At 41.2% G+C, this 15951-nt stretch carries 17 protein-coding genes; 2 read left to right on the plus strand and 15 right to left on the minus strand.

Annotation, left to right across the window (positions count from 1 at the left end):
- Positions 1–224: 224 nt before the first annotated feature.
- The 3 genes from ACTHOQ_RS02760 to ACTHOQ_RS02770 all read right to left on the minus strand — a co-directional run bounded on the left by ACTHOQ_RS02760 (position 225) and on the right by ACTHOQ_RS02770 (position 3517).
- On the minus strand, positions 225–599 hold the full coding sequence (locus ACTHOQ_RS02760) for a LapA family protein (RefSeq protein WP_440494142.1): 375 nt from the start codon (positions 597–599) through the stop codon (positions 225–227).
- 114 nt (positions 600–713) lie between these two features.
- Complete coding sequence (secDF, locus tag ACTHOQ_RS02765; protein ID WP_440494143.1) at positions 714–2987, minus strand: protein translocase subunit SecDF; 2274 nt, start codon at positions 2985–2987, stop codon at positions 714–716.
- A gap of 221 nt (positions 2988–3208) precedes the next feature.
- The gene (locus ACTHOQ_RS02770) at positions 3209–3517 is read right to left on the minus strand and encodes a post-transcriptional regulator (RefSeq protein WP_440494144.1); all 309 of its coding nucleotides are present in this window, start codon (positions 3515–3517) and stop codon (positions 3209–3211) included.
- A gap of 99 nt (positions 3518–3616) precedes the next feature.
- On the opposite strand from ACTHOQ_RS02770, the gene ACTHOQ_RS02775 reads away from it, so the two are divergent.
- Positions 3617–5119 (plus strand): putative polysaccharide biosynthesis protein, encoded by a 1503-nt coding sequence (locus tag ACTHOQ_RS02775; RefSeq protein WP_440494145.1) that lies wholly within the window; start codon positions 3617–3619, stop codon positions 5117–5119.
- Here the strand turns inward: ACTHOQ_RS02775 and ACTHOQ_RS02780 are convergent.
- The 8 genes from ACTHOQ_RS02780 to ACTHOQ_RS02815 form a co-directional block, all read right to left on the minus strand.
- On the minus strand, positions 5099–5740 hold the full coding sequence (locus tag ACTHOQ_RS02780) for a DUF421 domain-containing protein (RefSeq protein ID WP_440494146.1): 642 nt from the start codon (positions 5738–5740) through the stop codon (positions 5099–5101). The genes ACTHOQ_RS02775 and ACTHOQ_RS02780 overlap by 21 nt on opposite strands.
- Before the next feature lie 93 nt (positions 5741–5833).
- Positions 5834–6094: a preprotein translocase subunit YajC gene (gene yajC / locus ACTHOQ_RS02785; protein WP_440494147.1), complete on the minus strand. Its 261-nt coding sequence runs from the start codon at positions 6092–6094 to the stop codon at positions 5834–5836.
- A 122-nt stretch (positions 6095–6216) separates the two neighbouring features.
- Entirely contained in the window at positions 6217–7362 is a 1146-nt protein-coding gene (gene tgt / locus ACTHOQ_RS02790) for a tRNA guanosine(34) transglycosylase Tgt (RefSeq protein ID WP_440494276.1), read from the minus strand.
- Between the two features lie 221 nt (positions 7363–7583).
- Positions 7584–8621, minus strand: coding sequence for a tRNA preQ1(34) S-adenosylmethionine ribosyltransferase-isomerase QueA (gene queA / locus ACTHOQ_RS02795; RefSeq protein ID WP_440494148.1), 1038 nt, complete (start codon positions 8619–8621; stop codon positions 7584–7586).
- Between the two features lie 15 nt (positions 8622–8636).
- Positions 8637–9641 (minus strand): Holliday junction branch migration DNA helicase RuvB, encoded by a 1005-nt coding sequence (gene ruvB, locus ACTHOQ_RS02800; RefSeq protein ID WP_440494149.1) that lies wholly within the window; start codon positions 9639–9641, stop codon positions 8637–8639.
- 14 nt (positions 9642–9655) lie between these two features.
- On the minus strand, positions 9656–10276 hold the full coding sequence (gene ruvA, locus ACTHOQ_RS02805; protein WP_440494150.1) for a Holliday junction branch migration protein RuvA: 621 nt from the start codon (positions 10274–10276) through the stop codon (positions 9656–9658).
- 156 nt (positions 10277–10432) lie between these two features.
- On the minus strand, positions 10433–11215 hold the full coding sequence (locus tag ACTHOQ_RS02810) for a phosphotransferase (protein ID WP_440494151.1): 783 nt from the start codon (positions 11213–11215) through the stop codon (positions 10433–10435).
- A 50-nt stretch (positions 11216–11265) separates the two neighbouring features.
- Positions 11266–12180, minus strand: coding sequence for a LysM peptidoglycan-binding domain-containing protein (locus ACTHOQ_RS02815; protein ID WP_440494152.1), 915 nt, complete (start codon positions 12178–12180; stop codon positions 11266–11268).
- 124 nt (positions 12181–12304) lie between these two features.
- On the opposite strand from ACTHOQ_RS02815, the gene ACTHOQ_RS02820 reads away from it, so the two are divergent.
- Positions 12305–12832, plus strand: coding sequence for a transcription repressor NadR (locus ACTHOQ_RS02820; RefSeq protein WP_440494153.1), 528 nt, complete (start codon positions 12305–12307; stop codon positions 12830–12832).
- 50 nt (positions 12833–12882) lie between these two features.
- On the opposite strand, the gene ACTHOQ_RS02825 is transcribed toward ACTHOQ_RS02820, so the two are convergent.
- From ACTHOQ_RS02825 to ACTHOQ_RS02840, 4 genes are all read right to left on the minus strand, one after another.
- Positions 12883–14184: an FtsW/RodA/SpoVE family cell cycle protein gene (locus ACTHOQ_RS02825; RefSeq protein WP_440494154.1), complete on the minus strand. Its 1302-nt coding sequence runs from the start codon at positions 14182–14184 to the stop codon at positions 12883–12885.
- Positions 14174–14569, minus strand: a complete 396-nt coding sequence (locus ACTHOQ_RS02830; RefSeq protein ID WP_440494155.1) for a helix-turn-helix transcriptional regulator — start codon at positions 14567–14569, stop codon at positions 14174–14176. Before ACTHOQ_RS02830 ends, ACTHOQ_RS02825 begins: the two co-directional genes overlap by 11 nt.
- The gene (locus ACTHOQ_RS02835; RefSeq protein WP_440494156.1) at positions 14562–15107 is read right to left on the minus strand and encodes a sigma-70 family RNA polymerase sigma factor; all 546 of its coding nucleotides are present in this window, start codon (positions 15105–15107) and stop codon (positions 14562–14564) included. Before ACTHOQ_RS02835 ends, ACTHOQ_RS02830 begins: the two co-directional genes overlap by 8 nt.
- A gap of 447 nt (positions 15108–15554) precedes the next feature.
- Entirely contained in the window at positions 15555–15944 is a 390-nt protein-coding gene (locus ACTHOQ_RS02840; protein WP_440494157.1) for a thiol-disulfide oxidoreductase DCC family protein, read from the minus strand.
- Positions 15945–15951 lie beyond the last annotated feature (7 nt).

A 15951-nucleotide genomic window follows, 5' to 3' on the forward strand; every position in this document is an offset into this window, starting at 1 on the left:
GGCGCAATGTTCTACTTTCGCCATGTAAGCTTCTACATTTTGCGGAAGTAGTTCTACTTTCGGCATAGATAGTTCTACTTTTGGCCCAGAATCTTCTACTTCCCGCACTTCCCCGGCTACTAAAAACAGCCGTTCCTACTTTTGACGACACGCCTTTTTTGTTTAAGTAAAAAAGCTATCCAAAAAGCTTCACGCTCTTTAAATAGCTTCCAATGGCCACATCATTATTTCTTCGTACCTTTTTTCGTTTCGTTATCGTCCGGAATTTCCTCTATAACAAATGCAGATGCGCCACGTTCCCGAAGCTCGTCCTTTAAACGCAAAATTTCAGCATCCTTCTCATTTAACAATACACGTGTATCTTCAAGCTCTTTTCGAACAGCTTTTGTTTGACGCTTACTGCCCAGCATCCGGAATGCCGAGAAGCAAAAACTGATAATAAAGCCGATTAACACAGATCCTAAAATAACAAGTATTAACGGCCATCTCGCTTCCCCGAACACATAATTCACCGGGACGCTTTCGACATTTACCATAGCAAAAACAGCGACAATAATTGCGAAAATAAGACCGACTACCAATGTCCATTGAACTTTCATACGGTGCGCCTCCTTCATTATATTATCCATTAATTGTTATTCCTTTTTTCCTTTTTCTCTAAACAAAGAAAAACACGCAATTTGCTAAACACAAATTGCGTGGAATCAACATTTTTATACTTGCGGCTCGTCTGAACCCCATTGTTTTTTCTCTTTTTTCACTACAGTAGTACCTTTTTTGTCCATTTCACGGCATTTCAATGAATACCATACTTGTGCCGCGATACAAATTGAAGAATAGATACCTGTAATCAAGCCGATCAATAATGCGATCGAGAAGTTTTGAATTGACGGAGCACCTAGGAAAATGAGTGCTATTACAACGATGATTACTGTTAATACTGTATTAACAGAGCGTCCCATCGTTTGACGAAGAGATTTGTTTACAATCAATGCAAGCTCTTCTTTCGTCGTAATTTTTTCTTGTCGGTCAATATTTTCCCGGATACGGTCAAACGTTACAATTGTATCGTTGATCGAGTAGCCGACAATCGTTAAAACGGCCGCGATGAACGTAATATCGACCTCTAGGCGCAGCATGCTGAAAACTACAATGATGAAGAATACGTCATGCAGCAATGAAACAATCGCACCAAGACCCATACGCCATTCGAAGCGGATCGCCACATAAATGATAATCCCCAATGCAGCCAGCGCCAAAGCATACATCGCATTTTTCGCAAGCTCTTTTCCGACTGTGGCAGTTACCGTGCTTAAGCTTGGCTCATGCCCGTACTTTTCATTCACCTGTGCCTTAAAATCAAGCACTTCCTGTTGCGAGAAGTCTTCTTTATAGCGCGTTACCGCCATTTTTTGTTCTTCCCCTGAAATGACAACATCATTGTTTTCAAAGCCAATTTCATCCAAATAATCAATGACTTCTTGTTGTGTCAATGCTGTATCAGATAAAATTTCGACACGTGTGCCTTGAGAAAAATCAATGCCTAAATTCAGCTTGAATACACCAAGTACAACAATCCCCGCCACTAGGATGAACGTTGATAGCGCATAGAACTTCTTGCGGTTATGCACAAAGTCGATTTTGTCGAATTTCGTCGTTAAATCCAATGAAGTAATCCCTTCATCAAGCGAATGCTGTTTCGATTTACTAATTCCGAACCAGGCAGGGTTATTGAAGTAGCCACTGTTCACTAACAAGGCCTGCAGCATGCGCGAACCCCATACAGCTGTTACGAATGATAATAAAATCGAAATGATCAAAGTAGTTGCGAAACCTTGGACAGAACTTGTACCAAAATAGAATAATACTGCCGCAGCAAGCAATGTTGTCAACTGCGCATCGACAATTGCAGATAAAGATTGCTTCGAACCAAATTTGAATGCGTCTTTAACCGAATGGCCTACACGCAATTCCTCGCGAATACGCTCAGCAGTCAGGATGTTCGCATCAACTGCCATCCCGATACCTAATACGATTGCAGCGATACCCGGCAATGTCAATACTGCATTGATGCCGTTAAAGATGACTAATACTAAATATGTGAATATCGTTAATGTAATAATGGAAATAAAGCCTGGTAAACGATAGTACAGCATCATGAAGATAAAGATTAATACAACGCCGACGATCCCAGCAAATACTGTATCGTTCAATGCATCTTCACCGAACTGGGCCCCAACCGATGTTGAGTAAATTTCCGTTAATTTTACAGGCAATGAACCTGCATTTAAAACAGAAGCAAAGTTTTTCGTTTCCTCTACCGTAAAGTTACCTGAAATCATAACATCTGTCGTATTCAAAACTTGTGTAACAGATGCCGCTGATTGATATTTTTGTTCACCCGGCGGCTTTTGACTTTCTGCAGCGTAAGAATCCACGCCTTCCTCAAAGTCGAGCCATACAACTAATAAGTTATTCGGTGCACCCATGCTCATCACTTTTTGCGTCACTTCCGCAAATTTGGCTGCATCTTTCAATGTTAATGTAACGATCGGCTGGTTTTGCTGGTCAAATGACGGATTGGCGCCACCTTCCTTTAAATCCGTGCCATCAAGTAAAATATTGTCGTTTACATCGCGGAATGTCAAATTCGCCGTACTTGATAAAAGCTCACGTGCAGATGATTGATCCGCTAAACCTGCAAGCTGTACACGAATCCGGTCTTCTCCTTCGATTTGAATGCTCGGCTCGCTAACACCGAACTCATTAATACGATTATTTAACGCTGCCTGTGTGTCAACCAATACACTTTGCGTAATCTTTTGCCCTTCTACAAGAGATTTCACTTCATAAAGCACTTCAAATCCACCTTGAAGGTCCAAGCCAAGTTTTACGTCGTTTAAAACCTTCTCTACCGTTGTGCCCATCCCTGTAAATAGCAATGCTACAACAAGAACGAACGTAATGATACGGTTTGCTAATTTCATTAAAAAATCCTCCTCAATATCGCACGAAAAGTAGTGCTACGAAAAACGTAAAGATTACCTTCCACAAACTATGTATCCATTTTAAAATTTCCTTCATCACTTTTCAAAAATAGCATTCCGGTACTTTGAAAAGCGCAACACTCTCATTATGAAACAGCTTGTGGAAACTGTCAAATTGTTACTAGATAATTTGTTTTCATTGTTCCGTACTTTTTTACGGTCTATTCCTTGTTTTGGTGGAACAAACTGCGAAGTTCTTCTTCTGAAAGCTGTAAATTCATCTCATTACGCTTAAAGTCGCTAATTTGCATATAGCTTAATACTTCGGAAGCCGTTGCACCGAGTATGCCTGATGTCAGCTCATATAATCTTAAGTTTTGAATATCTTGTTTACGCCATGTCTTATCAATGCAATACTTCCATAAATCCTGCTCCGTTATAGCATCATATCCGTAGTAATGGAATTCCTCGATTTTGTTCATTAATATAAGCTGCACTTTTTCGTAAAGGCCGAAAAACGGAATTTGCATCTCGATCACTCCTATACTTAGGTTTTAACTGCGATTACCATTGCATACTTTATTGTATATGAATGAAATTAAATTGAGAAGGGAGAATAAAGAAGTTATTTGGGCTCATTTTTAAAGGGAACATTATTTTTAATGTTCGTCATCTTCATTTCTAAATGCTTTGGGTTTATGTACAGAATGCAGTTTATGCGCATTGCGGGTGAAGAAGCAGTCGGGCTGTATATGACCGCATATCCGACATTCATTTTTTTTATTTCGCTAATCCAATTAGGTATCCCGATTGCGATTTCCAAGCTGATCGCTGAATATTCCGCGAAGCGAAAAGCGGAGCATGTCGTATCGATTATGAAGACCGCTATGAAAATTTCCATCTGTTCGATTATTTTGTTTAGTCCATTCATTTATTTAAGCATCCCGTATATTGCAAAAGTGCTATTACATAATGAAAATTTGATTTTTACGCTTTATATTAGCCTTTTCACAATTCCAATCGTCGTCTTTTCGAGCTTAATAAAAGCATATTTGCAAGGATTGGCAAAAATCGCACCAACCGCCTGGGCACAACTTCTTGAACAAGTGGTACGCATCGGTCTCATCGTTATTTTATTGCCGTACTTCATTTCGGAATCTCCAGCATTAACGGCTGCTGCAGCTATGGGGATAACAGCTATCGGCGAAATTTTCTCCTTATTGTTTTTGGCATACTTTTATAAGAAATCGAGCCAAACATCCAAAACAACTAGCGACGGGCCATCGTTTGCAAAACCGATTTTCAATATCGCACTTCCTTCAGCAGGCAGTAAATTATTCGGGACATTCACATGGTTTTTAGAACCGATCATTTTTTTGAAAGCTTTAACCGTTTCGGGCTTGGCGGCGAGTGCAGCCACGACATTATACGGCATCATATCAGGTGTTCATATTCCTTTACTGCTCTTCCCTGCATTTATACCAGCCGCATTGTCCATTGTGCTCGTACCCGCAGTGAGCAGTGCCCTTGCAAGTAAAAATTATACACTATTGAACAAACGTATAACACATTCCTTAAGGCTCTCGTCATTAATCGGCTGTTTGGCGGCTTCTGTGTTCTTTTTACACGGGGATGAACTGACGATGCTGCTATTCCACCTCGAGGAAAATCGGGGATATATGAAAATTTTGGCACCCATTTTTTATTTTTACTATATTCAGAGCCCGCTCCATTCGATTTTACAGGCAATGGACGAAGCCCGTTCAGCGATGATGAATTCCATCTATGGTGGAATAGGGAAACTTTTTTTGCTCTTTTTCCTTGCATCACAGCCAGCCATTCAAGAAAATGGGGCAATTATCGCAATAGGCTTTGGGGTTTTAATCACATCCTTTTTGCATATTGCTTCAATTAAACAAAATCAGAAAATTGCAGTAGGCTTCCGGTTTTTCCTGCTTCCATACTGTATTTTCATCGCAACATGCATTATACAGCCGATTATTGCATTTAATTTACCGATTATTTTGAGTTGTCTCGTTACGGTAGGCTTTGTGCTGCTGTTATTGATAATTACAAAGCAAATCCGGGTAAATGATCTGCTTTACATTCGTTCAATTTTTTCGCGCTCGTAATTGGACAAACCATTTTTCATCCTCATAGCTGCAATAGAAAATATCACGCACATTTGGATACCCATTCACTAATAATTCATGAACGAGCCACTCTTCATCTTTTCCGATAATTCTCAAATGCCTTTTATCGACATAGCCGTCGAGTATTAATGGCAAAATAAGTGAACCTTGCTCTTTTTTATAGATGGATAATTTTCCGGATTGCTCCAAAAATGCATAGGCGACTTCCTGTACAGAGCAAATTCCTTGTTCACGAAGCTGCTGGAGCAAATCATCCAAATTATAGCGCTGCTTTTTCATCTCCACTTCGCATATCCAGCCATCTCGTATAACCATTGATGGGTCACCTTCAATGAAATCGCGCAGCTTTTTGTTTTTTAAAATGAACCAGGAATTTAAATATTGAATTAAAAATAATAGACAAATGGGCAAAATGGCTTTGAAAAATGACCTATGTATATCGTCCAGTGCAATCGCAGCAACTTCAGCCATTAATACGAAAATCGCCAAATCCACAATACTGAGCTCACCGACTTCACGTTTGCCCATCAATCGGAAAACGATCAGCAAAATAATATATAGAATAATTGTTCGAAATATAATAATTGTATAATCATTCAACTGAATCACCTCTTATGTCATAGCTTGTTCGAAAACATAAGAAAAATACAAAAAAGCTTGCGGAAAGTTTATTTCCACAAGCTTTTTAAAACGTTAAACAGATTCAACACGACCAATTGCCTGACGTTCGAATTTTAAACGTGTATCCCCGTCAACGATTAAATAAACAACTGTATCTTCAATTGCATCAACTTCTCCGTGTAAACCACCTACAGTGACAACTTTATCACCACGTTTTAAGCTGTTTTGCATTTCTCCTGTTGCTTTTTGACGTTTTTGCGCCGGGCGAATCAAAATGAACCACATTGCAACGAACATTATGATAATCGGTAAAAACTGATATAAGCCTTCCATTCTCATATAACCCCCTTTCTATTTCTCACTTTCCTAGTATAGTACAGAATTGCTAGTTTTTGCGTAAAAAAACTCTAATCTTTTATAAAAAACTGCATATTTTTTAAAACTGTCACGCATAATTAAAAGTTTTTCGCATTTGGCTTATTGTAGCCGTATTTTTCAAAGAATTCCTCTTTAAAATCGCCTAAACGGTCTTCGCGAATCGCTTGGCGCACATCTTCCATCAATTTAATTAAGAAGCGCAAGTTATGGTAAGACGTTAGACGCAAGCCGAATGTCTCTTCTGTGCGCAGCAAATGACGCACATAAGCGCGTGTATAGTTTTTGCAAGTGTAGCAATCGCAATTTTCATCGATTGGTGTAAAGTCTTTTGCATATTTTGCGTTTTTGATAACCATGCGCCCCTCTGAAGTCATGAGCGTGCCATTTCGGGCAATACGTGTTGGCAGCACACAGTCAAACATATCAATGCCGCGGATTGCGCCATCGATAAGAGAGTCCGGTGAACCGACACCCATTAAATAACGCGGCTTGTCTGCCGGCATCATCGGCGCAGTGAAATCCAGTACTTTGTTCATGATTTCCTTTGGCTCACCTACTGATAACCCGCCAATTGCATAGCCCGGGAAATCAAGTTCCACTAATGCCTCCGCTGATTTACGGCGAAGCTCTTCATATTCGCCGCCTTGGATAATGCCGAAAAGTCCTTGCTCGTCCGGGCGCGCATGAGCCTCTTTGCAACGTTTTGCCCAGCGTGTTGTACGGTCGACAGATGCTTCCATATATTCGTATGTTGCAGGGAATGGCGGACACTCATCAAATGCCATCATAATATCCGAGCCTAAATCATTTTGAATTTCCATTGCTTTTTCAGGAGATAAAAAGAGCTTGTCACCATTCAAGTGATTGCGGAAATAGACGCCTTCTTCTTCAATTTTACGGAATTTTGATAAGGAGAACACTTGGAAGCCGCCTGAATCCGTCAAAATCGGACGATCCCAGTTCATGAATTTGTGCAAGCCGCCCGCCTCTTTGACAATATCATTCCCTGGTCGCAGCCATAGGTGGTACGTATTTGAAAGGATGATTCCTGCATTCATTTCCTTTAATTCTTCCGGGCTCATCGCCTTTACTGTTGCTTGTGTGCCAACAGGCATAAAAGTCGGCGTTTCAAATGAACCATGCGGTGTGTGGACAATGCCTAAACGTGCCCCTGTTTGCGCACATGTTTTAATTAATTCATAACGAATTGGTAATTGTTTCATTTCTGTCATAATATAATTTTCCTTTCATTTCAAAAGTAAGAACACTACTTTGATTTACAATTAAGCTTCTGCCTAATCGCTTCCTATTTATACGTGTTTGGAATTCACATTTTTATGGATTTTCTCCTATTTTGTTATCCATCAAGCGAAAACACCTACCACACATAGCAGTAGGTGTCACACAAATAATAATTGTATAGAGATTTTAACGGAATTGCAAATTACTTCGCTGGGCGTATAAACATTGCATCGCCAAAGCTGAAGAAACGGTATTTTTCCTCAACGGCTTTTTCGTATGCGTTCATGATCGTTTCTTTTGACGCCAATGCACTTACTAGCATGACCAATGTTGATTTTGGCAAATGGAAGTTTGTAATCAGTCCATCGATCGCTTTATATTCAAAGCCCGGATAAATGAAAATATTAGTCCATCCTTGTGATGCGACGATTTTCCCGCTATTATCACGGGCTACTGTTTCCAGCGTGCGTGTCGATGTCGTGCCTACTGAAATCACTTTGCCGCCAGCATCTTTTGCCCCTTGAATCGTTGCAGCCGCTTCTTCAGAAACGCTGTAAAACTCTGAGTGCATATCATGGTCTTCAATGGAGTCGACGCTTACAGGACGGAATGTACCTAATCCGACATGCAATGTAATAAAGACAACTTTCACACCCTTTGCCCGAATCTCTTCAAGCAACGGCTCAGTGAAATGAAGACCGGCTGTAGGTGCTGCCGCCGAACCGCGCTCTTTTGCGTAAACTGTTTGATAGCGGTCCTGGTCTTCCAGCTTTTCGCGAATATACGGAGGCAATGGCATTTCGCCCAATTGCTCTAAAATTTCGTAAAAAATACCTTCATACTCAAATTTAAATGTGCGCCCGCCATGCTCCAATTCACCTGTGCATGTCGCCTTCAACAAACCATCACCGAATGTTACGACCGTCCCTGTTTTGACACGCTTTGCTGGCTTGACAAGTGTTTCCCACTCATTGTCTTTCGTTTGCTTCAGCAATAAAACTTCAATATGTGCCCCTGTCTCTTCCTTCACGCCCATTAAACGGGCAGGCAATACACGTGTATCATTCAATACGAGGCAGTCCCCTGCATTCAGTTCATTTAAAATATGCGCAAATGTATGATGCTCAACGTCCAAAGAGTTTGGGTTGACAACCATTAGGCGACTTGCTGTACGGTCTAATAATGGCATTTGAGCAATTAGTTCCTCTGGTAAATGAAAATCAAAATCTTCTACTTTCACATTCAAAACTTCCTTCTATTCTTTTTGTGCCGGCGGATACCCGAAATGGTCGTAGCAAAGATTTGTTGCTACTCGACCGCGTGGTGTACGTTGAATGAAGCCAATCTGCAATAAATAGGGCTCGTACACATCCTCAATCGTAATTCGTTCTTCCCCAATCGATGCCGCTAATGCATCCAACCCGACAGGTCCTCCGCCGAAACGTTCGATCATGGACTGCATAAGTTTATGGTCGATGTGGTCAAGCCCTCTCGGATCAACTTGCAGCATCTCCAGTGCCTGCTTCGCTAAATCAGGAGAAACGATGCCGTCCGCCAACACTTGGGCATAATCCCGGACACGCTTTAACAATCGGTTTGCGATACGGGGTGTCCCACGGGATCTGCGGGCAATTTCAAATGCAGCGTGCCTATCTAAAGCAACATCGAATAATTCACCGGAACGGATCACAATTTCCGCAAGTGACTGTTCATCATAATATTCCAACCGCAATAAAACACCAAAACGGTCACGAAGCGGTGCCGATAAAGCACCTGCCCTTGTTGTCGCGCCGACAAGCGTGAATGGCGGCAGCTCTAAACGGATCGAGCGTGCTTCAGGACCTTTCCCGACAACAATATCCAGGCAGAAATCTTCCATCGCAGAATAGAGCACTTCTTCAATTGCCCGTGGCAGCCGATGGATTTCATCGATAAAAAGCACATCTCCCGCTTCCAGAGAACTTAAAATAGCAGCCAAATCACCAGGACGTTCAATTGCTGGACCACTTGTCATTTTTACATTGACATCCATCTCATTGGCGATGACGATGGCTAATGTCGTCTTTCCTAAACCTGGTGGACCATAAAGGAGAACATGGTCAAGACTTTCCTGACGCAGCTTGGCGGCTTCGATAAATATTTTAAGATTTTCCTTCACTTTATGCTGGCCTATGTATTGCGCTAGACGCTGTGGCCTTAAAGAAAGCTCGAACTGCTGTTCAGCATCTGTCGCTTCACCTGAAAGTACACGGTCTGACATGATTCTCACTCCTTTTATTTCAATTTCAACAATAGCTTTAATGCTTGTTTTATATAGGCATCTGTCGTTGTCAAATGATCGTCTTCACTTAATTGCGGTCTGATTTTATCCAATTCCCTTTCCGAATAGCCTAATGCAACGAGTGCAAGCATTGCCTCTTCCAGCTCATGCTCATTCGGATTCACCCCGAATAACGGCAGCTCATTCTCTCCGCTTGGTAAATCTGCTGTATCAAGGAGCATATCGAGCTTGCCTTTTAAATCCAGGATCATTTGGCGCGCTGTTTTTTTTCCGACTCCAGGGAAGCGAATTAAAAAAGCTTCGTCTTCCATCTCAATCGCTTGGATTACGGAAGACGGATTGCCGCTTGCTAAAATCGCAAGCGCGCCTTTTGGACCGATGCCCGATACTTGAATGAGTTTTTTAAATAATTCGCGCTGCTCCAAACTATGGAAGCCGTATAAATTTTGGGCATCTTCACGTACTTGCAGCGACACGAATATTTGCTGTTCGCTTGCGGATGCACGGAATGCATATGGGTTTGGTGTATAGAGCATCCAGCCAATCCCTTGCTGCTCCAACACAATATATTCTGGTGTAATTCTTGTTACTTGTCCTTTTAAATAATCATACATCGCTCATCCCTCACATTTCTCGCTCTATTATAGCACAATGCAAGGCTGTTTACCGAACGTACGTTGCTTTATCCAAAAGAAAAGACCGCCCTTTAAGACAGCCTTTAATAGTTTATCATATTCTATTGCATGTGACACAGATTATACGCTTGCCGCTTAACTTTGCAGAATTTCAATTTGTTTATCCAATGCTTCCTTATGTTTTAGCCATTCATAGACAATAGATTGGATAAATGGATAGCACGCCAGTTTCTGTCTGTCGCTTAATTTCAAATAAAACAAACATTCCCTTAATATTTCATTTGGAAATTGTAAATATTGAAGCTTTTCCTGCGCGATTTGTAAATAGCGATGATTTTTCATTAGCTGCTGCAATTCATACTGAACATTCGGCAAGACGCGGTGAAGCCATAATACAATTTCATCTGAAGCCTCCCCTATGGAAGCCAGATCGAAATCAATAAGCTTCACTTCGTTGCCGCGCAGCATGACATTATGATGAACGACATCACCATGCAAAATCGTCTGCCTCTCACTGTGCACAGGCAAAACAGTCATTGAGTTCAATGCATTGAAAGCGTGTTTGACAAGCACACCATAGCTGTTTTTTAATAATCGCTTCAGCTCTTGCTCATGATCAACAAAGCGTTCGAAGCGTCTCGTCCACTTCTCTTTTAATCGATATGTTGAGAGCATGCCTGATTCATCCCAATTAATCAGCTCATTTGTTTCATGCAGCCTCTGGAACGCAAAAAGGGACAATTGTTGATGCTCCAGCCGTTTATAATCCGCACTTTTCCCTTCGAACCACTGTTGTTTCAAAATATGCCGCTCTTCATTATCCTCGATTTGAATATGGTATGGAAACTTGATTTTTTCGAGTTCCCGATGAATCGTTTTTACTTTTTGCGCAACAAATCCATCTTCATAGTACTTCATAAAATAGGACCCTTTTGGTGTATCCCACTTCCAGCAATTTTCCTTTATAACTAGCGACATGATTTCGGCGGATGTGGCATCGTTTGCATTTGCGGCATCATGCTTGCTGGATATGGCATCATATGTGGGGGACAGCAAGGGTTTGGTTGGCACATCATATGATCGATTTCATCATAGTAATGGCGCATTAAAGTTTCTTGGTCAAGACAATGACTTCCTTTAACCGGCGTTTCCTCTTGTGAAATCGGCTGCATTTGAACAGATTCCTGCATCTGTGGCTGCATGTGCATCGGTGCCTGCATTTGCGGATGCATATGCATCGGCATGTGCATTGATGGCTGCATAAACATCGACTCTTCCATTGCCATTCGCTGGCATGATGGGCAAACTGGCATTTGAGGCATCACTGGATGAATAAATTGAGGCTGTTGTTCGATAAAAATAGGCTGCTGAGGAGGCTGCTGTAATATAATTGGCTGCTGCGGCATCATTTGCGGTATGAAAACCGGTTGTTGCGGTGGTGGTGGTGCTGCCATCGTATTTTCAAATGACGGCTGTACATGGACATGTGTTTGATGCCAATTCGGCAATGGCATCGGTTGCTGGGCAGGCTGAAAATAAATATCCCCTTGCCAAAGCGGCTTTTGGGGCTGCAGCTGCGGCAGTGGAGTCGGCGCTGGAATCGGTGCTGGGATAGGTGCAGGCGTCGGAATCGGTGCAGGCGTATGAACAGGTTGTTCCTTCACAGTTTTCGGTTGCTCTTTCACATGCTTCGGCTGTTCCTTCACCACTTGTCGTACTTCTTTTTTTTGTGTCGTTTCCGGCAAATATATTTCCATGCCTGGAACGATATAGTCAGGGTTTGCTAAATGAGCATTTAATCGCTTTAACTCTTCAAAGCCAATCGCATATTGCTTGGCGATTTTCCACAAAGTATCTCCTTTTTGAACGATATGAACGCGCACATCTTTCCTCCTTTTCTCGTAATAGCATATGCATAAATTGTGCTATTGCCACAATGTTCACGGTAAGCGGATAGTAGTTATGGTAAAATGAAAGATAACTGGTACGCTAATTGAGGTGGAAATGATGAAAAAATTATTAGGTGAAGAACGACGTCTCGAATTGCTGGCACTATTGAAAAATGCAGCACAACCGCTTACTGGCACAGATTTGGCGAAGCATACAAATGTTTCAAGACAAGTCATCGTCAATGATATGAATTTATTAAAAGCACGAAATGAGCCAATCGTAGCAACGAGCCAAGGATATATTTATATGCATAATGTCCAGCAGACACGCATGCAGAAAAAAATTGTCTGTACACATGCTCCGGGCGAGGCAAAAGAAGAGCTGTTTATTTTAGTCGATTGTGGCGTGACAGTCGAAAGCGTCATTGTCGAACATCCGGTATATGGTGAAATAACGGCATCCATTATGGTATCAAACCGTTTGGAGGTCGAGCATTTTGTAAAACGTGTACAAGATACGAACGCCCTTTATCTGTCCGCATTAACGGACGGGACCCACTTACACGTTATTAGCGCAACTTCCGAAGAAAGCCTAGATTTGGCCGAAGAAAAATTGCGCAAACGCGGGTTTTTGATCGAGAACTAATAAAACAGCTTATTCATCAGGACCTTGTCCGATGAATAAGCTGTTTTCCTTTATGAATATTTTTGTTCGATTTCATTTGCAACGAACGATTTTCTGCGATATACGCTTAGTACTAAACCGACAAAAAAAGCATTCAGTAACAGCGGTGTAAGCCCATAGCTAATAAAAGGCAGCGGGATGCCTGTTAATGGCAACAAGCCAAACACCATCAAAATCGAATAAGCGCTTTGAACACTATATAATGTCACTGCTGACAACACGAGCAGCTTTCCAAATGAGCCCGGCATTGTGCGCGATATCCATAAAATTCGGATTGCGATCACTAAGATCACAACTAAAACCGCAATTCCCGCAGTATAGCCGTATGCTTGGATTAACTGCACTAGCGCATAATCTGTATGTGCTTCCGGAAGCGAATAGACCGTTTCCGCCCCAAACCATCCTGCCCCTTCCAGTGCTTGCTTTATGAGCAAAATTATGAAGCCTCCTGTATCTGAATATTGCTCAGGATTTAAATAGGCATTCATTCTGGTCTTTTGATATGGCTGCAAAGAATAGTTGAACATATAAATACTACTTGCCGCAAAGACAACCGTTAATCCCGCTATGACAATAAACACATTGCGCTTTGTTTTCCCAGGAAAGTAACTAAAGCTGAATAACACGGTGATAACCAATATATATATGCATGCTACAGCTAAGTTAGGCAGCGAAACAAAGCAATACAATGGCAGTATAAACAGGGCAATTAATTGCCAGCCTTTCAATTTCCGCTCCGAAAATAGCCCTGCAAATGCTACTAGCAAAAACGGCAATACTGTCCATGCTTGAATTCGAACAGGTCCAAGCTTAAACATTGCCTCCCCTTGCATCGGAGCGTTCGGCATATAAAGAACCACGAATAGTAGCAGAAGGGCGATTCCGTAAATGTGAAGGCTATAATGGCGCAGCTTCCTATAATCGAAGTACATCAAAATTGCAATCAATATAACCGCTGCAATAATATGAATGATTTTATTTTCGACAAAATAATCTGTCATATCTTTTCCGAATTGGACATGATGCATCGTTAAAATCGGCACAAAGCTTGCTGCAACAAGTAATATCATTGAGCCAATCAACACCCAATCCCATTTCGGACGGTGAATTTTGTCCATTGATTTGCCAAGCTCGGCTGGTGATCCCATCTCTTCAATCGCTTTTCGCCCGGCTTCTTCTTCCGGGTAGCCCTTTTCCATCCATGCATTTTTTGAATGTTCTATATGCTGCTTTAGTTCTTCATGTACATGAACCCGAGCTTCTTTTGAGCGAATAAATGCTGTTACTTTACTTAAAAAACTTTCACTCGACATGCATTCGCACCCCCAATAGACGTTCCTTCAAGGTTAGCTTTACATACTCATTTTGCTGCAATTGCTTTTTGCCGTGCTTTGTCAGCTCATAACGCTTTACGCCGTCAGACCAGTTCGCGCCAACAAATCCATCGCTTACCTGTTCATGCAATATCGAATAGATCATTCCTTCATTGCCGACAATATGCTGTATCCCGCGCACATGCAGCAATTGTGTTATCTCAATGCCTGATTTCGGGTCGACCAGAAGCGATAAAATGATCGTTTTCAACTCATCGATGTTCAATTGGCGATGGACATTTTCTTTATGCTGCTCTGTGAACTTCGTGCACGAAAATGCTGAGCGGTCCATCGCTTTTTTCATATTCTTTAAACGCTCATCCATTTTCTTCACGCTCCAGTAGTTGTTTTAGTAGCTGCTTTCCTTTTCGAAGTCTTGTTTTTACTGTATTTTCGTTAATTTGCAGCACCTCGGCCATTTCCTTCATCGACTGTTCTTCGTAATAGCATAAGTAAATGACTTCGCGGTACTTGACTGGTAGCGTCATGACTTCATTAACTAAATCATCATCTTCCTGTTGCTGTATGACTTCCTGTTCAACGGAAACACTGCTTTCCACTTGCATAAAAACTTCATCATCTTTTGCTTCGACATTTTTGGCATACCAGCTTTTCAGATAATCCTTTGAATGGTTAATTGCAATGCGCCAAAGCCATGTTTTTAACGACGAGCCGTACTGGAAAGAAGGAAGTGCCCTGAAGCATTTCACGAAAATTTCCTGTGTCAGATCCTCGGCAACCGAGTTGTTATGTACATATTGCATGACAAGCTTCAATACGTCTTCACCGTAATGTTGCATCAAATCATCTATAATGGCTTCATTTGGTAATTTTGCGGTATCATTGGTTAAATAACCTTCCATCCAAATACCTCCTTTCAAAAATTAGACGAGCCCCGTTTTGGAAAAGTTTGATTTAATAAGGGATTTTCTAATATAATTGCAGATCTTCTAAAATAAATTTTTATGTTCTAATAAAATCGCGATTTTCTAATATATTGCCCAGATATGCTAAAATGAGTTTACTTTTTTCTAATATCTTATTTGGATTTTCCAATAACCATATGACATTTTCTAATATCCCGCAGCAATGTTCTAATATAAAAGATACGCATATTTTTTTCTGCCCTTCTTCGCTAAAAGAACTCAATTTCGAACTCAGAAATCATACAAGTTCTAATAACTTCATTGCTTTTTCTAATAAAACCCTAATTTCTTCTAATAAAAGACACCAATGTTCTAATAAAAAGCCTGACTCGCCGTAACAAACAAAAAATGCACTCCACATTAAGCAGAGTGCACCTGTACTTTTTATAAAAATCGTTTCCGCTGTTCCGGTGACGGTAAAAGACATTCCTGCTTTTTACCGAACCATTTGTAGCGATTCTTTGCAATCCGGCGATATACAAGATCGCGAACTGGTTTTGGTACAACTATGAATGCGTAGAACAGCTTCCATAAGCCCGATAAATTACGGGCAATTTTAAGCGCGGCTGTTGATTCGGTATAATATTTCCCATCTTCCACAAATACAATGCTGTCCGTATTTTCCGGTACTTCATACTGTTTCAGCAAAGCCGCCCCGACATCGCTTTGAAGGGAGGCAAATTGAAATAATGCTTTTCGGTCACGCATTATAATAAATTGGACACTCGCATCACAAAAATTGCATTCCCCATCAAAAAGTACAATATGCTTCACGATTTCC

Origin of the sequence: Solibacillus silvestris (assembly GCF_051967575.1) — a bacterium.
Classification (GTDB): domain Bacteria; phylum Bacillota; class Bacilli; order Bacillales_A; family Planococcaceae; genus Solibacillus; species Solibacillus silvestris_B.